25 protein-coding genes are annotated in these 21,218 nt (G+C 44.8%); 12 read left to right on the forward strand and 13 right to left on the reverse strand.

Annotated elements, in window-relative coordinates:
• Window positions 1-101 precede the first annotated feature (101 nt).
• Window positions 102-1,358 (forward strand): SGNH/GDSL hydrolase family protein, encoded by a 1,257-nt coding sequence (locus tag C1S74_RS25925; RefSeq protein ID WP_045398826.1) that lies wholly within the window; start codon window positions 102-104, stop codon window positions 1,356-1,358.
• 127 nt (window positions 1,359-1,485) lie between these two features.
• A complete protein-coding gene (locus C1S74_RS25930) occupies window positions 1,486-2,337 on the forward strand; it encodes a DUF3626 domain-containing protein (RefSeq protein WP_045398827.1) in 852 nt (283 codons plus the stop codon).
• Here C1S74_RS25930 and C1S74_RS25935 read toward each other — a convergent pair.
• A complete protein-coding gene (locus tag C1S74_RS25935; protein WP_045398828.1) occupies window positions 2,334-2,837 on the reverse strand; it encodes a hypothetical protein in 504 nt (167 codons plus the stop codon). The genes C1S74_RS25930 and C1S74_RS25935 overlap by 4 nt on opposite strands.
• Window positions 2,838-3,019: 182 nt before the next feature.
• Between C1S74_RS25935 and C1S74_RS25940 the strand changes: the two genes are divergently transcribed.
• The 3 genes from C1S74_RS25940 to C1S74_RS25950 are packed head-to-tail and all read left to right on the forward strand — an operon-like array spanning window position 3,020 to window position 4,146.
• Window positions 3,020-3,358, forward strand: a complete 339-nt coding sequence (locus tag C1S74_RS25940; protein WP_045398829.1) for a hypothetical protein — start codon at window positions 3,020-3,022, stop codon at window positions 3,356-3,358.
• An 18-nt stretch (window positions 3,359-3,376) separates the two neighbouring features.
• Entirely contained in the window at window positions 3,377-3,697 is a 321-nt protein-coding gene (locus C1S74_RS25945) for a DUF4377 domain-containing protein (protein ID WP_045398830.1), read from the forward strand.
• Between the two features lie 35 nt (window positions 3,698-3,732).
• Window positions 3,733-4,146, forward strand: a complete 414-nt coding sequence (locus tag C1S74_RS25950) for a DUF6559 family protein (RefSeq protein ID WP_045398832.1) — start codon at window positions 3,733-3,735, stop codon at window positions 4,144-4,146.
• 120 nt (window positions 4,147-4,266) lie between these two features.
• Here the strand turns inward: C1S74_RS25950 and C1S74_RS25955 are convergent, their stop codons facing one another.
• Window positions 4,267-4,806, reverse strand: a complete 540-nt coding sequence (locus tag C1S74_RS25955; RefSeq protein WP_045398833.1) for an NUDIX domain-containing protein — start codon at window positions 4,804-4,806, stop codon at window positions 4,267-4,269.
• Window positions 4,807-5,065: 259 nt separating this feature from the next.
• Between C1S74_RS25955 and C1S74_RS25960 the strand changes: the two genes are divergently transcribed.
• Window positions 5,066-5,557 carry a hypothetical protein gene (locus tag C1S74_RS25960; RefSeq protein ID WP_005442324.1) on the forward strand — a complete coding sequence of 164 codons (492 nt, stop codon included), beginning with the start codon at window positions 5,066-5,068 and terminating at the stop codon, window positions 5,555-5,557.
• A gap of 85 nt (window positions 5,558-5,642) precedes the next feature.
• Here the strand turns inward: C1S74_RS25960 and yjjG are convergent, their stop codons facing one another.
• Window positions 5,643-6,317, reverse strand: coding sequence for a pyrimidine 5'-nucleotidase (yjjG, locus tag C1S74_RS25965; protein ID WP_041054186.1), 675 nt, complete (start codon window positions 6,315-6,317; stop codon window positions 5,643-5,645).
• Window positions 6,318-6,466: 149 nt separating this feature from the next.
• Here yjjG and C1S74_RS25970 point away from each other — a divergent pair, with 149 nt between their 5' ends.
• On the forward strand, window positions 6,467-7,375 hold the full coding sequence (locus C1S74_RS25970; RefSeq protein ID WP_045398835.1) for a LysR family transcriptional regulator: 909 nt from the start codon (window positions 6,467-6,469) through the stop codon (window positions 7,373-7,375).
• 43 nt (window positions 7,376-7,418) lie between these two features.
• On the opposite strand, the gene C1S74_RS25975 is transcribed toward C1S74_RS25970, so the two are convergent.
• Together C1S74_RS25975 and C1S74_RS25980 are read right to left on the reverse strand one after the other, a co-directional pair.
• Window positions 7,419-7,736 carry a DnaJ family domain-containing protein gene (locus C1S74_RS25975; protein WP_009696887.1) on the reverse strand — a complete coding sequence of 106 codons (318 nt, stop codon included), beginning with the start codon at window positions 7,734-7,736 and terminating at the stop codon, window positions 7,419-7,421.
• A 23-nt stretch (window positions 7,737-7,759) separates the two neighbouring features.
• Entirely contained in the window at window positions 7,760-8,377 is a 618-nt protein-coding gene (locus tag C1S74_RS25980) for a TetR/AcrR family transcriptional regulator (RefSeq protein ID WP_231578796.1), read from the reverse strand.
• A gap of 199 nt (window positions 8,378-8,576) precedes the next feature.
• Here C1S74_RS25980 and C1S74_RS25985 point away from each other — a divergent pair, with 199 nt between their 5' ends.
• On the forward strand, window positions 8,577-8,759 hold the full coding sequence (locus tag C1S74_RS25985) for a hypothetical protein (RefSeq protein ID WP_009705084.1): 183 nt from the start codon (window positions 8,577-8,579) through the stop codon (window positions 8,757-8,759).
• A gap of 73 nt (window positions 8,760-8,832) precedes the next feature.
• On the opposite strand, the gene C1S74_RS25990 is transcribed toward C1S74_RS25985, so the two are convergent.
• From C1S74_RS25990 to C1S74_RS26000, 3 genes are all read right to left on the reverse strand, one after another.
• Entirely contained in the window at window positions 8,833-9,066 is a 234-nt protein-coding gene (locus tag C1S74_RS25990) for a hypothetical protein (RefSeq protein ID WP_038868564.1), read from the reverse strand.
• Between the two features lie 148 nt (window positions 9,067-9,214).
• On the reverse strand, window positions 9,215-9,769 hold the full coding sequence (locus C1S74_RS25995; protein WP_045398838.1) for a sugar O-acetyltransferase: 555 nt from the start codon (window positions 9,767-9,769) through the stop codon (window positions 9,215-9,217).
• A gap of 110 nt (window positions 9,770-9,879) precedes the next feature.
• Window positions 9,880-10,278, reverse strand: a complete 399-nt coding sequence (locus C1S74_RS26000; protein ID WP_005530136.1) for an OsmC family protein — start codon at window positions 10,276-10,278, stop codon at window positions 9,880-9,882.
• A gap of 185 nt (window positions 10,279-10,463) precedes the next feature.
• Between C1S74_RS26000 and msrB the strand changes: the two genes are divergently transcribed.
• Together msrB and C1S74_RS26010 are read left to right on the forward strand one after the other, a co-directional pair.
• The gene (msrB, locus tag C1S74_RS26005) at window positions 10,464-11,606 is read left to right on the forward strand and encodes a peptide-methionine (R)-S-oxide reductase MsrB (RefSeq protein WP_027726693.1); all 1,143 of its coding nucleotides are present in this window, start codon (window positions 10,464-10,466) and stop codon (window positions 11,604-11,606) included.
• Window positions 11,607-11,915: 309 nt separating this feature from the next.
• Entirely contained in the window at window positions 11,916-12,062 is a 147-nt protein-coding gene (locus C1S74_RS26010) for a DUF2256 domain-containing protein (RefSeq protein WP_082039034.1), read from the forward strand.
• Between the two features lie 62 nt (window positions 12,063-12,124).
• Here the strand turns inward: C1S74_RS26010 and C1S74_RS26015 are convergent, their stop codons facing one another.
• Genes C1S74_RS26015 through C1S74_RS26025 form a run of 3 tightly spaced genes read right to left on the reverse strand, consistent with a single transcriptional unit; the run spans window position 12,125 to window position 15,728 of the window.
• Window positions 12,125-12,832 carry an SDR family oxidoreductase gene (locus C1S74_RS26015; RefSeq protein ID WP_045398840.1) on the reverse strand — a complete coding sequence of 236 codons (708 nt, stop codon included), beginning with the start codon at window positions 12,830-12,832 and terminating at the stop codon, window positions 12,125-12,127.
• Window positions 12,832-14,376 carry a cryptochrome/photolyase family protein gene (locus C1S74_RS26020; RefSeq protein ID WP_045398842.1) on the reverse strand — a complete coding sequence of 515 codons (1,545 nt, stop codon included), beginning with the start codon at window positions 14,374-14,376 and terminating at the stop codon, window positions 12,832-12,834. Before C1S74_RS26020 ends, C1S74_RS26015 begins: the two co-directional genes overlap by 1 nt.
• Window positions 14,376-15,728: a DASH family cryptochrome gene (locus tag C1S74_RS26025; RefSeq protein WP_045398843.1), complete on the reverse strand. Its 1,353-nt coding sequence runs from the start codon at window positions 15,726-15,728 to the stop codon at window positions 14,376-14,378. Before C1S74_RS26025 ends, C1S74_RS26020 begins: the two co-directional genes overlap by 1 nt.
• Window positions 15,729-16,026: 298 nt before the next feature.
• Between C1S74_RS26025 and gefA the strand changes: the two genes are divergently transcribed.
• Window positions 16,027-17,040, forward strand: a complete 1,014-nt coding sequence (gefA, locus tag C1S74_RS26030) for a diguanylate cyclase GefA (protein WP_045398950.1) — start codon at window positions 16,027-16,029, stop codon at window positions 17,038-17,040.
• Window positions 17,041-17,144: 104 nt separating this feature from the next.
• Here the strand turns inward: gefA and C1S74_RS26035 are convergent, their stop codons facing one another.
• The gene (locus C1S74_RS26035) at window positions 17,145-17,723 is read right to left on the reverse strand and encodes an aldolase/citrate lyase/malate synthase family protein (protein ID WP_045398845.1); all 579 of its coding nucleotides are present in this window, start codon (window positions 17,721-17,723) and stop codon (window positions 17,145-17,147) included.
• A 174-nt stretch (window positions 17,724-17,897) separates the two neighbouring features.
• On the opposite strand from C1S74_RS26035, the gene C1S74_RS26040 reads away from it, so the two are divergent.
• Entirely contained in the window at window positions 17,898-19,454 is a 1,557-nt protein-coding gene (locus tag C1S74_RS26040; RefSeq protein WP_080774276.1) for a DUF3612 domain-containing protein, read from the forward strand.
• A 371-nt stretch (window positions 19,455-19,825) separates the two neighbouring features.
• Here C1S74_RS26040 and C1S74_RS26045 read toward each other — a convergent pair whose 3' ends face one another.
• Window positions 19,826-21,184: a diguanylate cyclase gene (locus C1S74_RS26045; RefSeq protein ID WP_045398847.1), complete on the reverse strand. Its 1,359-nt coding sequence runs from the start codon at window positions 21,182-21,184 to the stop codon at window positions 19,826-19,828.
• Window positions 21,185-21,218: the final 34 nt, after the last annotated feature.

Raw genomic sequence — 21,218 nt, forward strand, 5'->3', positions numbered from 1 at the left:
ATTAGATATTTGACTGAATAGCGTATTTACCCAGAATGAGGAGAGTTGATGAGATAACTTCTCATCTAAATCATGACGATAATCATTATAGAGAGTGAATCATGAACAAAACCATTACGTTACTTAGTGCATTATTACTACCACTCAATCTTGCTCACGCTGCCGAATCAACACTGTCTCCGGAGATAATCAGTGCTTCACAAGTAAGAAGCACACAAGACAAGCAAACTTACACATACGTTCGCTGCTGGTATCGAACTAGTTATTCACACGATGATCCAGCAACTGATTGGGAATGGGCAGAAAACCCAGATGGCAGCTACTTCACTATTAACGGTTATTGGTGGAACGCACTCTCATTCAAAAACATGTTCTATACCGATACGCCACAAAATGTTATCAAACAACGTTGTGAAGAAACGCTCGATCTAGCGAATGAAAACGCCGATATCACTTTCTTTGCCGCTGATAATCGTTGGTCATACAATCATTCGATCTGGAGTAACGATCCTGTAATGCAGCCAGATCAGATCAACAAAGTGGTCGCGTTGGGTGATAGCTTGTCGGACACGGGCAACATCTTTAACGCATCACAATGGCGCTTCCCGAATCCAAATAGCTGGTTCTTAGGGCACTTCTCCAACGGGTTTGTGTGGACAGAGTACATCGCTCAAGCAAAGAAATTGCCATTGTACAACTGGGCTGTGGGTGGTGCTGCGGGTGAAAATCAATACATCGCTCTGACGGGAGTTGGTGAGCAAGTTTCCTCTTACTTGGCGTACGTAAAACTGGCAAAAAACTATAAAGCAGCCAATACCTTATTTACCCTTGAATTCGGTTTGAATGATTTTATGAACTATAACCGCAGCGTTCCAGAGGTAAAATCAGACTACGCTGAAGCTTTGATCAAGCTGACGGATGCAGGCGCAGAAAACTTTCTCCTGATGACGCTACCCGATGCCACGTATGCGCCTCAGTTTAAGTATTCCACTCAAGAAGAGATCGCCACGATTCGAGCAAAAATTCTTGAGATGAACGAATTTATCAAAGCACAAGCTGATTACTACTCAGCGCAAGGTTTAAACATCACATTGCACGATACTCATGCACTGTTTGAAGGCCTAACAGCAAACCCTGAGCAACATGGGTTTGTAAATGCAAGCCAAGCCTGCCAAGACATCAATCGCTCATCGGCAGCAGACTACTTGTACAAACATTCGCTACGTTCTGAGTGTGCCTCTTCGGGCTCAGACAAGTTTGTATTCTGGGATGTGACTCACCCAACCACGGCCACGCATCGCTACGTAGCAGAGAAGATGTTAGAAAGCAGTGATCAGCTATCAAACCACCCTTTCTAAGCGGTCTATTAGAACCTCTCAACATTTGAGAGGTTCTGTCCTCTAAATCTCTCTTTACATTCATAGTCTGAGATTGAATTAGCAGGCTGAACTCGGTAAGTTGAAAGAAAAATCAGAGGTCAATGTCGTGCTCGATCATCCATTTACTCAACGCGCTCTTGATGTGATTCGCTCGAAATCCGCAGGAGCGCCGCAATCACATCCTTTCGTAGTGACCATCAACTTTCATCCAGATCGAACCACCTCAAGAGGCGAGCCTTTGCTTAAGGCAATAGCCCAAGATGGCAAGCTCAAATCCCAATTTGAAACCGGTACAAGCAATGGCGGACTGACGGCTTACGAAGGTGGAGATCGTTGGCGTTGGGAGCAACGCGTGTTTGATGGTGTTTACGACAATAGCCAACCAAATCAACGCCCAAAATATGGCGCATTAAACTTCTCAGGCTCAGAAGTTGGCGCTTCACCAAGATTTGGTTCGAGCTACTTCTTATTGAAACCAGAGATCAGCAAGCGAGCGACATTCTGTTACCCAGATAGCTTCTTCGAGCCAGAGCACTTCGCCACCATTGAACGCGTTCAACCCTTGTTGGATGAGTTAAACGCACAAGCGCCTGACATGTTGGACGCCTATATCGAAACTCAAATCCACGGTGACTTGCGCTTGGAGGAAGATATTCAAGCCTTGGTGCTCGACCCTTCATTTAAAGGCACAGAGGTAGAAGATTACGCTCGTGAATTACCAGTTGAAATTCGTTGGCACAGTGGTTTTTGTGCCTCAATAGAAGACATCAACCTTTATCCAGACTATCGAGGACAAGCTATTTTAGATGTCGCGAATCAGGTTGCGAAAAATGGCATTCTAACACCACGTATTATTGGTGAAGCGGTAAAAGTAAAAGCGTTTGACGAGCAAGACTTGAAAAAAGTCTGGCATTACTTAGCGCGATTTGGATTTGATTATCGACAGGCTGGCGATTAAAAGCCACCAGCCCATTTGTCGAAATCATCGATCACATTAAGCTCTTGTTGAGTACGAGGACGCGGATAATACGGCAGAGCAAGTAGCTTCTCTGATGGCATTAATAGCCAATCTGGTGACATTTTCATACGCACCAACTCTTGCTCATCATCACGGCGAACAAACATGTAATAGCCATCTGCGTGGGTATTGGCGTAACTGGCGATTTGCACAATCTCGCCGCTTGGCAGTTTTACTTTGCGTCCCAAAGGGTACAAACGATGCAGTGCAAAACTTACATGCGCATCTTCAAGATGACCCTTTTTAAAACGCGATAAACCAATCGCAGTGGACGTCGTGCGATGAGACCACCCAGCTAGCTTCAACCCTTTGAGAGAGTCTTTGAATGGTTGTCCTTTTGGCTCGCCTTCGTTGGAGATAAATTGCACCGTTAACGCGTCAGCTTGCTCATCTAAAATTTGCAAAAATTGCTCGCCCGTTTTATCTGCCAATAATTTCACGTTACTGCTCCGCCAAGATATGTGAATGGAATACTATAAAGACCTTAACGCAAAGTTCAAGGTCATCTTTTTAATCGTTTTTGCTTGTGATTTACACCCTCTAAAACAAGAATACAAAGCGACAGATTTTATAAATCATGTCAATGTATTGCTTCATAAAACAATAATAACAAGGGATCAGTTTGCTTAGATTATTACAAATAGTCGTACTGATAAATGCGGTCGCGGCAGTGATCGTATTTGGACTTTCTCACTTTGTGCCTCAATTTCAATCTACCCAATTGAGTGACTTTTTGTTTTTTGTCCTCGTCGTCATCTGGGTATTAGCAAAAATGACTTGGGAGGGCGGTATGTATTCTCGCCATTCGCTCCTCGATGATGAATTCACGTATAAAGTGCACTCAATGGTCGACCGTCAGCATTTAGAGACAGACACAAGCAAAAACTATCAGCTTGGGTTTATCTTTTTTATCGCGGGTTTACCATCACTTTTCGTCAATGTTGCTATGATGATTTGGTAACCCTTTAAGGAGCAAAGAATGAATCTAAAACGCTATGTTGTGTTGCCTATGATGGCAGCAGCGCTATTTAGCTGTGCTCAGCACGAGTCCGATGACACCGCAAAAATCATGACCGTCAATGTCGGTTCAGAATTGGTGGATTGTGTGGGTGTCGGGCCAATGAAATGCATGGTGGTCGATGGTAACTACTTCTATGACCAAATCGACGGTTTTGAATTTGAATCAGGTTCCGAGTACACCTTAAAAATCAAACGCACTCAGCGATTTACCCCAGAGAATGCACCTGCCGATGCGAGCTTGTATCGATATGAGCTGATTGAAGTATTAGAGAAGCGATAACCGTCATTTTAACCGCCCATAGAAAAGGAAGTTTTATGTTTGGAAATTGGAAACGAAACCGCCAAATTCGCGAGGTCGCAAAGAACATCACGCCAAAATTAGCGCTCAAGTATGGTGAGAAACCAGATTACTCGAAGGAAGAGATCGATTGGGCGCTTAAAGAGAATGGTAAGACAGATGATGCCTTTACCCTGATCGCATACGGCATGTTTATTAACCAAGCCGATTACGTGCCGATGGGCCTAAGCCAAGAGTTAGGGGAACATGCTGAGTTTCAATCAGAGGTCTCGCTTGCTTTGTTTGATCAAGCGACGGATCTGGTGAGCGTCAGTGCGTTGCTAACTTACGCGGAGATTCAAGACAGCCACAAACAACAGCCCGCCACCGATTCGGATGATTTCGATGCTGATGGAGGAGATAGCGGTGGGGATGGCGGCGGCGGTGAATAGCATAACGCCAGCACCTTTGGCAATAAAAGCGGCGCTAACTCATCTCAATATTAACCACGAAAAGGCTCATCGCGAGCCTTTTAGCTTATCACCTTGGATAACTAAAAAGCTTCCTTTTGTTTACACCAAGCCTTTCAATTTCGCTAAACCATAAGCGGCGATGGTGACGCAGTCTTTGATATCACCATCTATCATCATTTGCTCGAACGCTTCAACTGAGAACGAGCGTGTGATCAAGTCTTCTTCTTCACTGTCTAGCTGATTGCCCACTTCAGCCAACTCACTCGCGAAATACACATGGCAAGTCTGGTTTAAGAACCCATAAGCGATGAACTGCGCACCAACGTACTCCATCTTATTGGCTTGCATGCCCGTCTCTTCTCGAAGCTCACCTTTTGCTAGCTCAAGATGATCCGCATCTGGATTTGATTCCCAGGCACCTTGTGGGATTTCCCAACAACGTTGCCCTACGGTGTAACGAAACTGCTGTACTAAGTGAATCACGCCGTTATCGATAGCCAGAATCGCCGCACAGTCTGGCTTGTCGACCACACCGTAAATACCTTCGGCTCCGCTAGGACGTTGAATTTTATCTTCACGTACCGTCATCCATTTGTTTTGATACACCACTTTGCTGTCGAGCTGCTTGATGTCTGCCATGAGAGTCCTTACTGCTTGATTCTTCGAAATTAGTTATTGGATTAAAAGCCATTCTAACGCTGTTTGCGTGTCAGTTTGTAGACGGTTTTCAAATTCAACGCGCTTATTGGCATTCAATATATCGCATCAAAACAATCATTCATCGTAATGATTTCGATGGCGCGAAATGGCAAGTTTTCAATTCGAGGAACTCATATAGTTAACCCATCGACGCAAGGCATGGCTTTGCAAACTTGTTCATTATTGATTGAGGGTTCTTATGAGCGCATCGGATAAAGTCTACGGTTTCAACACTCCACAACGTCTGTTTGTTGGTTATACCTTGGCGGTATTGGTAGACCTTACGGTACTGAACTTCTATGACGAATATTGGGATTTCGTAACCATTGATTCATTTACGATTTCTTTCGCCGCGGCATTGTTGCTTCAGTTGCTATTGAAGCTGTCTATCAAAGCGGAACACAAAATTGCAGAGTATTTTAAATCGAAGCCGGGTACGGCACCTAAGATTTACCGTGGTATCTCGACTTACGTTATCTTGGTCGGTTCGAAGTTCGTGATGCTAGAAGCCATTAACATTCTGTTCGGTGACAAGGTTGACTTTAGTGGCCCTTGGAACGGTGTCGTCGCCTTCTTTGCGGTGGTGTTTACCATTCTGATTTCAGAAGTCATCGTCGGTAAAATTTACTTCAAACTTGGTGAGAAAGAACAACAAGCACAACGTGAATTGGCTGAAAACAACGCTAGCTAATAAGCAAGCTCGATGAATAAAAAACAGCATCGATAAAAACAAAAAAGCGCTGATTTCTCAGCGCTTTGTTCGTTTATTCGTTCGCTTAAGCCACAAGGATGTTCTTAAGTTCGTTCAACGATTCCACCGTGTAGCTTGGTGCAATACGCTCATCCACACTTGCACCTGTGGTGTTCAACCAACACGTTTCAATGCCAAAGTTGTTACCACCCAAGATATCAGAATGCAGGTTGTCACCCACCATCAATACGCGCGTCTTACATGGGTTGCCCATTTGCGTCATCGCGTATTCAAAGATACCCAGATCCGGCTTAGCAATACCAACTTGCTCAGAAATCACCACGTGCTCGAAGTAATCGCTCATACCTGTACGTTCTAGGCGAATCGCTTGTAGCTCAGTAAAACCATTGGTGATGATGCCCATTTTGGCTTTACCTTGTAGCGCTTCCATCAACTCTTTCGCACCCGGCAGCAACGTGCAGATGTCTGCCATCGCTTCTAGGAATGCGCTGTTGAGATCCGCTGTTGTGGTATTGAGCTTTTCTGCCCACTCCGTAAAGCGTTTGTGCTTAAGCTCATCTGCCGTCACTTTGCCATCTTGGTAATCTACCCAAAGTGGCTTGTTGACCGTTTGGTAGTGGGCAAAATCTTGCTCGGTGAAATCTACGCCTTTGCGAGAAAACATCAGCTGCAAACCTTTGAAGGCATCAAAGTGAAACAAGGTTTCGTCAGCGTCAAACAAGATCCAATCGTATTTCATTTTCTTCCTTCCAATATCCAGGTCGTTTTCTGCCGCATAGTCTAATTGTTTTCTTCTTGAAGATAATCTCTATAATTGGAAAATGATTGTATCGTTTTTCTCGACAATAAAATTAATAATAGATACCCCCAATAACCTAGGAGCACGCCGTGAATGCCATTGCGTCACTGCCAGTATTTGTCGCTGTCGTCGAATGCGGCAGCTTTTCCCTTGCCGCCAAGCAGTTAAACCTGACTAAATCGGCGATCAGTAAACGCATTAATCAACTCGAAGATGACCTCGGCATTCGCTTGATTAATCGCACCACAAGAAAGCTCAGCCTAACCGAAGCTGGACGTCGATACTTCGAGTACGCTTCACAAGCAGTGAATCTTGCTCAACAAGGTGTCGATGCCGTTTCTGAGTTGCAAGGTTCACCGCAAGGTCGGCTCAAAATCACTGCACCCATGTCTTTCGGTGTTTTGCACGTTGCGCCACTTATCAGAGAATTTCTTGCACGTTACCCGAAAATTGAGGTCGATTTACAGCTAGAAGATGCCATGGTGGATTTGGTCGAACAAGGCTTTGATTTGGGGATTCGCATCGGCGAACTTGCGACTTCTAACCTTGTCGCGAAACGCCTTGCTCCGTGTAAAAGCGTGCTGTGTGCCTCTCCCGAATACTTAGAAGAGTTTGGCGTACCAACTAAACCAAGCGATTTGGTGACACACAACTGTTTGCGTTATTCGTATTTCCGAGGCGGGGTGGAATGGATGTTCATCAACAGCGGCAACGAATACAAGGTACTACCGAAGGGCAACTTTGTGGTCAACAACAGTGAAGCGATTCGCCAGTTGCTATTAAGAGGGTCTGGCATCGCCCAATTACCGACTTTTATCGCCGCCAAAGACTTTGCAGCCGGTAACTTAAAACCACTGATGGAAGACTTCTCCCTCCCTGAGCATGCCATCTATGCGGTGTTTCCAGAGCGCAAACACATGCCATTGAAAGTACGTGTGTTCATCGACTTCATCAGCGAAAAGCTTGGCACTGATACACCGTATTGGGATCGCTATTGATCGATTTGAATACCCACTGACGAATACACATGTTTTGCTGAGATCAGTTATTGGCCTCAATCAGAAGATCTTTCTTCAACTTTAGCGCCATAATTTCCTTTCTCAGCACTTCTTTAGTTTCAGGATCTTCTGAGCTTTCGAATTCTTTCTGCTTCTTCTCAATAAGCTGCATCATTTGCACCGCTGGCGGTAAGCAGTTTGCGTCTTTAAGAATCTTCATACCCATTCGGTGCTCAGCGGGTGTTTTAAAATAGTCTTCAAGGTCGAGCTTTTTGCCTCTGTAAGGGTTGTCTTTCAGCTCACCTGTTTTTTCAGCATTGCGAATCCAACCACCGATCGCGTTATCAATGTATGACGACATATTCACCTCTCGAGTAATGCGTTCTATTTATAAACGGCTTTGAGACCTTCGATCGTGATTCGAATACCATCATCGAAGTACTTGTCATAGTCCACGGGCTTAGCTTGACTCATTAACCACGCAAAATGAGGCAGTTGCTCGACGTCCAATTCAGGAAAAGATTGCGGTTCATTACGTGCAGCTTGTTCTTGATGCTCAACAATGTCCGTCACTCGCGTATAAACACTCGCAAACGCCATAAAACCAACTTCTGCTTCAAATTTGGCCTCTCTGAAGATACCTAAAACATCGTTGACGATGATGCTTGAAGCGGGCGTGAAACTTTGACTATGGCGAATAAACGCGACCGAACCTGGAATAGACATAAGTGCTTGTCTGAAGTTTTTCGCAAACGTGTAAAGGTATGCTTCCCAGTCTTTCTCTTGCGGCAATGCGACTTTCCCTAGTACATAGTCACAACATAAATCGACCAACGCATCTTTAGAGCCAACATGTCGGTACAGTGCCGTCGCGCTAACCCCCAATTGTTTGCCAAGTGCATGCATGCTTACATTTTCTAGCCCTAGGTTTAAGGCACACTCAACCACTTCTTTTCTAGAAATTTGTGCAGGACGCCCTTTGCTGCTTTTTTCGCTCATCATTGTCTCAAAATAAATAGTTAACACCATTAAGTTAATGCAGTTAAGTTAATACCATTAACTTAACCTGTCAATACTGCGATTTATTCAAAATGGCATATCGTCTTATTTGGTTAATCTAATGTTTCATTTTTAACAGGTGCGCAACCATCATAGGAGCGCTAACTTAAGTAGCACGTCAACCACACCGGAGTGTGAAGCTATGAAAGTACTGATTCAATACACCCAAGCGGGTAAATATCGTGACCAAGCGTGGGAATCACTGACGCTAAAAGCAAAAGGCGAGATGCAAGCCGTGACGCCTTCTTATGCCGCACAGCTTATTGAGCAAAACAAAGCGACGCTTGTAATGACGGAAGACGAGCAAGTGATCTTCCATTCTTAAGTAACAGATATCGATAAAAAATGAGCTCAAATTGGAGCTCATTTTTGTTTGATTGGTGGGTGGACTATCACGATCAATCTTGAATGATCTTGTTACCGCAGTTTTCGCAGATTAGATGACGAGAGAAGTCATCCATAGACGCAAGGAAAGCACCAAACACTGTGCTTTTTAGAAAACCAGAAATGAATTCCTTCTTACTGCGATTCTTATCTCCCTCAAAAGCACTTTTCTTTCTGACTAACACCACGACATGATGCGTTTCCACACCACACGAAGGACACATAACAACTTCTGTCTTATTTGACATATCAGCTCCTGAACTCGCTCTGGTGAATTCATTCTTGTTAAAAACGTCATAGCTTTCGATATAAGCACATGAAATTTATAAATTAATGAAACCGATATGTAAACAAGCGCTTATTGATTATGAGAATAAGCGCCGTGGGTATGTGTGATTACTCGTCCTCGTTTAAGCGACGAATCAATTTGGCAGGCGTACCGCCATATAGACAATCTGGTGGAACATCGCTGTTTACCACTGAGTTAGCGGCAATGACTGAGCGAGCACCAATGGTCACGCCTTGGTTGATCACCGAGTTGCCACCAATCCAGACACTATCTTCAATTATGATTGGCTTACAAAACGTTTCCCACTTAAGTCGGCTACGGTAATCCAACGAATGCGATGCCGTGTAAAGTTGCACACTAGGGCCGATAAGCACATGACTACCAATGGTAATTTTAGCCCCGTCCAACATCACGACGTTCATATTAATGAAGGTCTCTTCACCGACTTCAATCGTCTTTCCAAATTCACAATGGAATGGTGCTTGAATGATGCTTCTCCCTACTTTGCCAAACAGATTATTTTGCAAAGCGTCACGTTGAGATTCGTCGGTATTGGTATTGAAGGCCATTAACGCATGCGTTGCGTGAGAGCGTATCGCATCGATTTCTTTATCTGCACCATCAAATACTTGGCCAGACATCATTTTCTCTAGTTCGGTCATTGGGTAGTTCCTACAACTTTTGACCTAACTAGATTACGCAAAAAGCGGCATAAAAAAAGAGAAAAGCATTGGCTTTTCTCTTTCCTATTTTGTGAATGTAATGACGTGGATTACACGATTTCCCAACTGTGGGTCATCTCAACACCTTCGCCCAGCATTAGACATACTGAGCAATATTTTTCTAATGAGTCCGCCGCGACTTTCGCCACGATTTCTGGGTCGAGCGCTTCGCCAGAAACTTCAAAATGAATGTTCACTTGAGTGAAGATGCGTGGTGCCGTTTCGCGGCGCTCCGTGGTTAGCTTCGCATTCACAGAAGCCACTTTTTGGCCTGCTGTTTTTAAACCATCAACAACGTCTACAGAGCTGCAACCACCAGCAGCCATCAATACCATCTCCATTGGACTTGGTGCGGTTGCACCGCCGTTACCATCCATCACGACTGAGTGACCAGATTGAGACTGACCTAGGAATTTAAAGTCTTCGACCCATTTTACTTCTGCTTGCATGGTTTACCTCATTATTGCTTGTGCCCCATCGGCAACCTTCCACCCATGAGCGCTTGTTTCTTGCCGTTACTGTAGCCCCCTTGTGCAAAAGGGAAAAGAATTTTTCATAATCGCTGCAATTTTTTCGCTCTTAACTCTGTCTTCTTACGTAACATTCATTGAGAAAAATGACGTTTGAGGAAGTTATGAAGAAAGTATCTAAGCTATTGGTGGGATTCTCATTCACACTCCCTGTACTGTTCATCTTGCTAAGTAAAACAGGTACCGCCGATACCATGGATAAGATGAACGCATCTGGTAAAACTGACATCGCAACACTTGCGGGTGGCTGCTTCTGGTGTACGGAATCAGATTTAGAACAATTGCCTGGCGTGTTAGACGTTGTCTCTGGTTACTCAGGCGGTGATTTAGAAAACCCGACTTATCGACAAGTCTCTTCAGGTAAATCTGGCCATATTGAAGTGATTGAGGTGAAGTACGATCCTGCTGTCGTGAACTACGAACAAGTGCTGGACTACTTCTTCCGCCATATCGACCCGACTGACGACAAAGGCTCATTCGTCGACCGTGGTCCTCAATACCGTCCGGCGATCTTCTACCACAATGCGGAGCAAAAGCAGATTGCTGAGCAGTTTATGATGGAAATCGACAAGGCGATGATCTATCCAAAACCGTTGAAAACAGAACTGATCGAGTTTGAAAAGTTCTACCCTGCGGAGTCGTACCATCAGGATTACTACAAGAAGAGTAGCCTGAAGTACAAATACTACCGCTACGCATCAGGTCGCGATAAGTATCTCGACGAAGTGTTTGGTGAAGATCGTAAAGACAACCCAAAAACACTGCGTGAACTTATCAACGAAAAAGAGTTGGTGACGAAAGTGAAGGTGTACGAGAAACCTTCAGACAAAGAAATCAAAGCTAAATTGACTGAGCTTCAATACTACGTGACACAAGAAGAAGGTACGGAGCGTCCTTTTAACAACAAGTATTGGGATAACAAAGAAGCAGGCATTTACGTTGATATAGTCACCGGTGAGCCTTTGTTCTCGTCAACAGATAAGTACAAATCGGGTACAGGTTGGCCAAGCTTTACCAGACCAATTAACCCAGGCTACATCGTAGAGAAAACCGACTTTAAACTGGTTTATCCACGCACAGAGATACGCAGTAAGTTTGGTGATTCGCATATTGGCCATGTATTTAAAGATGGTCCAAAGCCAACGGGATTACGCTACTGCATGAACTCAGCCGCAATGGAGTTTGTACCTGTGAACAAGATGGCGAGTTTAGGCTACGGCGATTACCTGTACCTATTTGATAAGTAGCTATACTCAAGTAACCTCGAAATGCTTGGTTCAGCGAGAATGACTTGGTTTGAAGGCGAGGCAACAATTTGAAGATCTAGTGGTTCTAAATCGAAAATTGTTAACGAAGCATGCGAACCAAGGCAACTCGCCCTTCGGGAGCGTGTCACTGAAGCAATTTCTTCGTCAAACAACTTGGAAAGAACTAGCTATTCCGCTTCGTTGCTTTCCTTGAACTTGAATCAGTGACAACGCTCTGAACCCTGCATCTTGAAGTCACTTGAGTATAAACCACTGTTCTAACCAAATTAGGAGTGAACATTCAGCGCGATGAAAGGTTTTAAATCCAACCTTCCCATGAAAGTCTGTCCGGTCTGTCAGCGCCCATTTTCTTGGAGAAAGAAGTGGGCGCGAAATTGGGAGGAAATCATTTATTGTTCTGAGCGTTGTCGGCGAGTTAAAGCGAAGAAAACGTAGGTCACTCCGAACCTCTCATTGATGGGGTATCACATCTTGATAGCAAAGTTAGTTGACGTCGTTTACCAAGGCAATAACGTTCCATCATAAGCCCAAAACGCCCCGCTATCTTGCGGGGTCGCTTTTTCTATTAAGCCTAACAAATCCTTAGCGACTCGCTCTGGTGTGAACAACTTTCCCTCTGGCACATTGGTTTGAAAAGGTGCCGACAAAGCGGTATCCGTGGTGCCTGGGTGAAGTGAAAGTACCGTGCCATGCTTGAGCATTCTTTGCCACTCAATTGACATGGTTTTGAGGAACATATTCAACGCGGCTTTTGAGATCCGATAGCTATACCAACCGCCCAATTGGTTATCGTTAATACTGCCAACTTTGGCAGAAACAGTCGCGAACTTAGGCTGTGTGCTGCGTTTGAGCTTAGGTGTAAAGTACTTTGCCAGCAGTAAACTGGGCAAGGTATTTACCATTATCGTTTGCTGGAAAAAGTCTGCGTCGAGCGAGCTGAGATTCTTCTCAGGGCCTTGCTCTTGGGTGTGCAACATACCAACACAGTTCACCAACCAATCGACATGTTCAATCTGCTCACTGAACGTTTTTACCTGCTCGTCTTGCGATACATCCACTTGATACCAAATTACATTTGGGTGTTGCCAATCTGGTTGCAGCTTACGATAAGTGGCATGCACGCGAGCTTGAGGGAACCGCAAAGTGGCTTCTTGAACCATCGCCAAACCAATGCCACCGTTGCCACCAACAATCAGGATGTCCATCACAAGCTCTCCAAGTTTTTCATATAATGCTCTGCGGTTTGTAATATCGCATTCCGCTTTTCTTCTTCCATATTGTCCCAAGAACGAAAAATCATTCCGATACGTGGATTGGTTGCTAGACGTTTATCGTGTTTATTCATAAAGCGCCAATAAAGACTGTTAAACGGACACGATCCCTCTCCGCTCCTCGCTTTGTTGTCGTAATGGCATCCCTTGCAGTAGTCGCTCATTTTATTGATGTAAGAACCGCTCGCTGCATAGGGCTTGGTACCAACTATGCCGCCGTCCGCAAACAATGCCATACCCCGAGTGTTGGGCATCTCTACCCATTCAATCGCATCGACATAAATGCCGAGATACCACTCATCAACTTGGTCTGGATCTATCTCTGTTAGCAAACAAAAGTTGCCCGTGACCATCAAACGTTGAATGTGGTGTGCGTAGGCATAATCGAGGGACTGACCAATCGCATTGCGCATACAGGCCATTTTGGTTTCACCATTCCAAAAGAAGTCTGGCAGCTTTCTTTCTGCGCCCAACTCGTTCTTTTTCGGATAATGAGGCATATTCGCCCAATAAACACCTCGGATGTACTCTCGCCATCCTAAGATTTGGCGAATAAACCCTTCAACTTGAGAAATGTCGATGTCAGCGTTGGAATGAAATGCCTTAAGTGAAGCATCAATGACTTCTCTCGGATGCAGCAATTTGCTGTTAAGCGAGAACGAAATTCGGCTGTGATACAAGCTCCATTTAGCATCGTGCTGACCTGTCATTGCGTCTTGAAAGCGGCCGAACAGCGGCAGACAGACTTGGCAGAAATGCGCGAGTAAAGACAGGCTTTGCGCGCGATTGTTCGGCCACAACAAGTCCCCTTCGAGATTTCCGATGGTTTTGATGTCATGTCGTACCAACCGCTCAATAATGCCGCGTACGTCGGTACTGAACATCAAAGGTTGTGGCAGTTGTTCAATGTCTTGGGCTTTGAGCTTGTTACGGTTATTGGCGTCGTAATTCCATTTTCCGCCGACGGGTTTTCCGTCTTGCATCAAGATGTCGAAGCGCTTGCGCATACGGCGGTAAAAGTGCTCCATCATGATGTGTTTGCCTTGAGGAAACTGCGATTCTATCTCCTCAAACGGCAACAAAAAGTGTTCCGAATCAACACAATGCGTCACGACCCCGTCAAGCTTTAGTTTGGCTAACTGCTCCAGCAGACGATATTCATCGGGCCGTTGATATTCAAACTTACTTGCACCAACTTCGCTCACGTAGTGTTGCAAGACTTGCTCAAGATCGTCGAAGGATTGTGTGTCATCCAATGTGAGGTGCAAAACTTGATGACCTTCGCTCTGACGCTCTTTCGCAAACTGTTCCATTGCAGAAAAGAAAGCACACACTTTCTGAGTATGATGCGTGACGTAAGTATTCTCTTGCTTGAGCTCTGCAATCAGGTAAAGCACTTGCTTATCCGGTTGCTGAAACCAAGAGTGCTCACTGTTAAGTTGATCGCCCAAGATCAATCGTACGGTTTCAAATTGCATTACGGTTTCTCCGATGACGAAGCTTTGTCACTGCTGCCCATCACAATCGGCCAATCGACCATGTCTACACTATCCAAATGTGCACCAGCACAACGACCTTGCCACCTATCGATGAACTCCATGTGCGGATCGTACATTTCGGTTTGCTTTTCGAGGTTGAATTGTCGTGAACCACGCGGATCAGCACCAACGCCTGCTAGGTATTGCCAATTTCCCCAGTTTGATGCCACATCGTAATCAACCAGTTGTGACTCAAAGTACGCCGCGCCATAACGCCAATCGAGGCCAAGCTCATGCACTAAACAACTGGCGACCAACTGCCTGCCACGATTCGACATATAACCGGTTTCATTAAGCTGGTGCATACACGCGTTCACGATAGGAAATGGCGTTTCACCTTTCTTCCATTGCTGGAAACGGTGCGCGTAAAAGCTGGTGAGTGGTGCTTGATTTTGGATGCCACCGAATCGGAAGAGCTGTCGCTTGTATCGACGTGCATACCAATAAAAGTATTCACGCCAAAGCAGTTCGAAGTAAATCCAATAGGTTGAATCATTTGCGCCATTCGCCGCTTCATAACGTTTCAACATGGCATAAATGGTTTTCGGAGAAAGACACCCATGAGCTAGCCAAGGAGAGAACTTGGTGGAGTAATCCATGCCATCTAAACCGTTGCGCGTTTGTTTGTATTCACTTGCTAATGTTGAGGCAAAATACTGACGACAATGTTCAAGCCCTGCTCGCTCACCACCAGTAAACAGGCTTGGCTGGACATCGCGGGTCAAACTCAACGTCGGCAGTGCGAGTCCCTCTGGCAGTGGAGGCAGCGTTGTTACTGCTTCTACAGGTTTAGTTAGAGCAAGTTTCTCCACCTTTTTGCGAAACTTTGTAAAGGTATCAGGGAGTGAACCAAGGTCAAAGGGGAGGTGTTCAGCAGAGAACAAGCTCCGAACTTCGCTTTGAATAATTGATACATGGGGCACTTCTACCTGAATCTTATCGACCGCATCTTGTTCATCTGAACCAGAGACCGCATCCACAAAGAGATGGGTCACACCAAGCTTGTCAGCAGCATGTTTGATTGCTTGGTAAGGAGGTAAGTCAACGACCTGTAAACGTTGATTAAGTGCATTCAAAGACAAGTTGAGGCAATGCAGTGACTCGTCCAAAAACTGTTGTTTGGCGGACCCAAATTCCGGAACTTGTGCGTATTGCTTTAGGTAGGGCGACATTTTTGGGTAGCAGTAAATACAAATGAGCTGATCGACCTCAGCAGAGGCTCGGAGCAGGAGCGGATTGTCGTGCACTCTTAAATCGTTGGTAAACCAGTACAGTCCGATTGTTTTGTTCAAAAGAAGCTCCTTTTGGCACTTTTTTGTTACGCGCATGCCAGTTTTTACGCATCACCATTGGTCACGATCATCGCATCATTTAGATTGCTGAAATCTTCATCAAATAAAGTTTCTTAGTAAACAAAATGTTACAGATAAATTTATAAGTTATAATAGATTGAATCAGGATTCATGAAACCATTTGATTATTCGCTCAAGTTTTTAAAAAAAACCGTACAAAAATGATAAAAATTAAAGCGATATTGTTTTATATCCGTTACCCTTAGCCTAATTGCATTTTGCTTGTAACACCGCAGAAATGACCGACGAATTTAAGAAATCGACCGCTAATTTAAAAAAAGCGGTGCCATTAATGATCAAAAACCACGTAGCGGCGACACCAGCCAACTACGCGCTTTGGTATACCTACGTAGATAAGACCATTCCAGAATTGAACCAAGAAATGGACATGGTTCTGGAAAATTACAACGTTTGCCCTCCAGCAATACACAAACTGCTCTACAACAACTATGTAGCAAGCAAGGGGGAGACGAGCCTAGAAGATCTTAAAACCAACGTAGAAGTGCTATTAGGTGAAGTCTCCAGTTCAATGACGGACACCATCACCGATACCTCCTCCTTCTCTGATATGGTCGACAAAAGCTTTGATAAGCTAGAGAAAGTCGAAGACAGCAGCCTCAGCATTGAAGAAGTCATGAATGTTGTACGCCAGCTTGTTGTTGAGTCTCGTGAAATTCGCCATTCAACCAAGTTCCTTAACAGCCAGCTGACTAATGCGAGTGAAGAAATTTCTCGCCTCAAAAATCAGCTTGCTGAAGTCCAGAAAGACGCCTTATTTGATGGTCTCTCTAAGTTGTACAACCGCAGAGCCTTCGATAACGACTTGCGCATGCTGATTGACAGCAAACAAGCTATGACGCTGATCATGCTTGATATCGACCACTTCAAAGCATTTAACGACAACTACGGCCATTTGTTTGGCGATACGGTAATCAAAGCCATTGCACGTCGTTTACAGCAAAGCTGTCGAGATGGCATTAGTGCTTATCGTTTTGGTGGTGAAGAGTTTGCTGTCATTGTACCTAACAAATCATTGCGTATCTCACGTCAATACGCTGATACATTAAGACGTATGATTGAGAAGCTGCGTGTTCGCGACAAACGCTCAGGTAGCCAAGTGCACAGTATTACTGCCTCGTTTGGGGTTGCGGAATTTGAAATCGGCGACACGCCAGAAAGCTTGGTCAACAAAGCCGACAAACAACTTTATGAAGCGAAGCAACTCGGCCGCAACCGTGTCATGCCGCTGTAAGACTGATTTCCCAGCACATAAAACACTCAAACAAAACCCCAAGCACGCGCTTGGGGTTTTGCTTTCTTGGGCTGGGTCGTTATTTTTTTAAGCTTCTTAAAGCATTAGTCAATGCTATAGCAGTAACTTAAGAAATAATCTTCGCCGTTTTTCGCGGTAAATTCTTTATCTTCACTGCACGCCATTGGTTTGCCTTTTTTGTCGCCTTTGATCAAGCTGATCCAATGACGCATAGCTGTTGGGGCGTTACCCGTCAGCTCAGGGCTAAACGTGGTACGGGTTTCTAATTGGATGTCGTCGATGTCCATCAACTCAACACAACCTGTGCCTTTGTGACAACCAAACAGCACTTCAGCGTGGCTTCCGGATTCGTCTTTAAACAGAATCGATTTCGGATCTTCTTTCTCACCAGTGTACGCCACGAAATGCTTTGGACTTTTCAGGCCACTGTGCGTGCCGTCTTTGAAGTAAGCCATTACATGTCGGTAGTCAATCACGTAGCTAGATACGTCTTGGTGAGATCCATTCTCCAGTGGGAACATACGGTCTAGTAGTTGCTTCGCCTTAACTTGCTTTTCGCTTTGTTGCTCAGCACTTACCGCCTCGACGGCAAATACGGCTTCAGCGATAATTGGGCGTTGTTGTTCTTGGATGTCTTTTTTATCGAAGTTCAGCATATTCATCGTCGTTTCCTCTCACTTAAACACTCTTCCTAGAGTAAAAACTTAAAACCTCTGTTTAAGTTTCAGGCAAATCTGTGAAGTTGATGGTTAATTTCCTTGCCTGCTCAGTATGTAGACTAGCGAAATATTGACTACAATTTCACAACAAAAATTTTACAATGTGAATTTTACAAAATGTCTGTGTCAAAAAGTCTTATCCGCCAATCTCATTTCCTGGGTACGAAAATTCGCAACCTAAGAAAAAACAACCATTTAACAATGGAGGATTTGTCTGCACGTTGTGTGAGGATAAATCCAGAGTACGCGCCTTCCGTTTCTTACCTATCGATGATCGAGCGTGGAAAACGCGTGCCGAGCATCGATATGTTGGAAGTGATCGCCGAAGTTTTTCAGAAAGAACCCGCTTGGTTTCTGGATGATGAACCAGAGCTCGAAGCCATCACCCCCAATAAAGGTAACCGTGGAGGCATTAATGGCATGGCGCTTGAGCCAAGCTTCTTGTTTTCTAATGACATCTTACAAATCGCGATACCGGAAATGCTTTCGCAAACGGGGATCACAGGGCGTCAGTTTGCTCACCTTTTGATTCGTGCTCACCAAGAAAATCATCAAAACCACTTTCCAGATTTAGAAAGAGCGGCAGAAGAAGTCGGCTTAAAACGTTTGAATCTATCGGTTGAAGACTTGATCGACATTGCCAAAAGCTTGGGATTGGACATTCGTTGGATTGATCGCGCCCCTCAAGATGTGGTTGATGAACTGGGGGTCAGCGCCAAACAGCTCGTGACCTCGTTTATGGAAGCCCCTGGCACGATTTACCTGAATAAACGAATGCGTGATTACCCCACTCGCTTAAAGTACGACTTGGCTGTGTATATTGGTCACAGGGTGCTACACAGCAGTGATGGTATGAGCAATGTGCTCTCTATTGGCCACCAGAACAATTGGGAACAGACAGACAGCCCGGTGTCGAACTCGGAGCTAAACTCTCAAGACATCCTCCAAGCATGGCGGGATTTTGAATCGAGTTTCTTTGCAGGTGCATTACTCTGTCCAAAAGTGCCATTTCGCCAATTGCTCGACCGCTCAGGTTATGAAATCGATGTTCACAAAAAAGCGGGCGTTTCCCCTTCTGTCGCGATGCGCCGCATGACGGTGGTATCACCCTACCCGCATTGGCATTACTTTGATGCTTATGGACCAGGTAAGCTCAAGGCAGTTTATCGTGGTAATGGTATTCCACTCCCTTGGGGGAACATGCGCAAAGTGAATGACCCTTGTCAGCACTGGGCAGTATTCCGTCGCCTATCACAGCCGCTAGATACCAGCTCAGCACAGATCTCGATTCTCAATGTTGGTAATGAACCACGCATCTATTGTTGTGAATCGGTCAATGTATTTGATCCAGCAGGAAACAATCGCGTGCTTTGTGCTGGCATAGACCTCAACCCGGCTATTTCTGCACAAGGTGGCGATGCGATTGCAATTGCAGAAGAGCTAAAATCGCTGTGTGTCTCTTCAGGGGGCAGTACGGTGATTCCGCAGCACATCAAAAAGGATCTGACGACGATAGCTAAGATCCTCAATATCAATTGGATTGAACGAGGAATTCAAACTCAAGCAAGATTGATTTGTTCAAGAGGCGCGGTATGTCCAAGACAACCAAGTTGTTATAACAAGTGTGGTGATTCAGGAGATACTGGCGACGAGGTGCAAGTTCTTGACCTATAGAAAGAAAAAACGCCAATCACAATAAAGGTGATTGGCGGTATATACTTGTGAACAATGTGTATTCACTAACAACGTCAGTTGGCTAGGTGACCCTCGGCTTAATAAGGGTCAATCTGTATAAAGCACGATGCGTGCCAACTTTTAAAACACCATTTTTTCTTCGATCCTGATGCATATTGATGGTTTATTGAGCACACATTTTGCAAATCGCATTTGCAAAATGCAAAGAACTGCAAAATATGCTACAGATCGCATTGCTACTAATCCCTTTATCAGCAATAGCCTCGTTGATGAGTACACCCCTTTAAAATGAAAACAGTCAAAAGCGGGAAGACACTGACTGTGTTTAAAGCACTATCAACGTTTAAGTATTACCCGCCATAATGCTTTTGCTGATACATCCGCTCATCTGCAATTTTCATCATTTGTTCTGACGATGTCATGACAGGATCAAACATCGCGTAACCCATGCTAGTGCGCAGATAAATCAGTTCTCCGTCATAGATAACTGGTGTGGAGCACAATGCCGTTCTTAACTTTTTCAAAAGTGTTTGGATATTTTCTTCTGTTTTCGGGTTATGGATCACCACCAAAAACTCGTCCCCGCCCATACGTGCGACAATATCAGAGCGACGCAAGCTGCTTTTGATTCGCTCTGCACAGGCAACAAGCACTTTGTCTCCAGCATCATGCCCATGTGTGTCATTGATGTGTTTGAAATGATCTAAATCGATGTTCACAAGAGCGAAGCTATAACGTTTTTTATAACGCTTTGCGATTTCAAACTGATGCTTGTACGACTGCATAAAGTAACGTCGATTTGGCAACTGAGTCAGCTCGTCATGCAGCGCACGGCTATCTGCCACAATGTACAAGCGATAAATCACCATCAATGCGATGCTCATCGCTAGGACAATGGGATAACCGACGAGTCGTGCAATATGAAGTCGGTGCCAAGACACTTGTTTTTCCAACTCTCCGTTGGCATAGACCGTAATACTCCAACCGCCATAAGGGAAATGCACTTGCTCTTTGGCATACACTTGGCCGTTTTCGCTCGTTTGACCAAAGAAAACATCGCCAAGTTCGCCACCACTATCATAGCCACGAATCGTCATGTAATAACGATATGAAAACTCGATAACCCCCGTATCTCTCAGCAAACCGTCAAAGTCGATGACGGTACTGATCACGCCCCAATAATCATTGTTTATCGGTGGATCACGAAAGACAGGGACACGCACAATCAACCCTTTCCCACCTTGCACTAGCTCGATAGGGCCAGCGATAAAGATTTCTTCAATTTCCTTAGCTTTTTGAACTTGTACCCATTGTTCTGGCACAGTCCGATAATCCAAGCCAACCACAGCTTCATTCCCTTTTAAGGGAAAGATATGGCTGACCACGTCGTTTTCTGCCATGCCAATCACTGTGATGTGCTTGCTTTTGTTTAGGATTCGATTGGCTGCAAGATTAAGCTTGCGCTCCTCATCTTTAGGCAGCAAAGTAATGAGTGTGGCAAGGGTGCTGGCTTTATAGATATCAGCCATAAGTTCCGCTTCCAAATTGGAACGGAGAATAGAAAGTTGTTCTTTGGCCTCAACTTGAACTCGCTCTTGGTAGAGGCTTTGCTGGTTCCGATGTAACAGCTCAATCACCCCAATACACAAGGCAAAAAAAGTGAGAAAGAACAATGCAAAATAGCCCTGCTTTCTGGGTGAATAGCGCATTTGTTCCTCACTATCTCGTCCTGACTACAACGAG

It is taken from the genome of Vibrio hyugaensis (genome assembly GCF_002906655.1).
GTDB classification, from domain to species: domain Bacteria; phylum Pseudomonadota; class Gammaproteobacteria; order Enterobacterales; family Vibrionaceae; genus Vibrio; species Vibrio hyugaensis.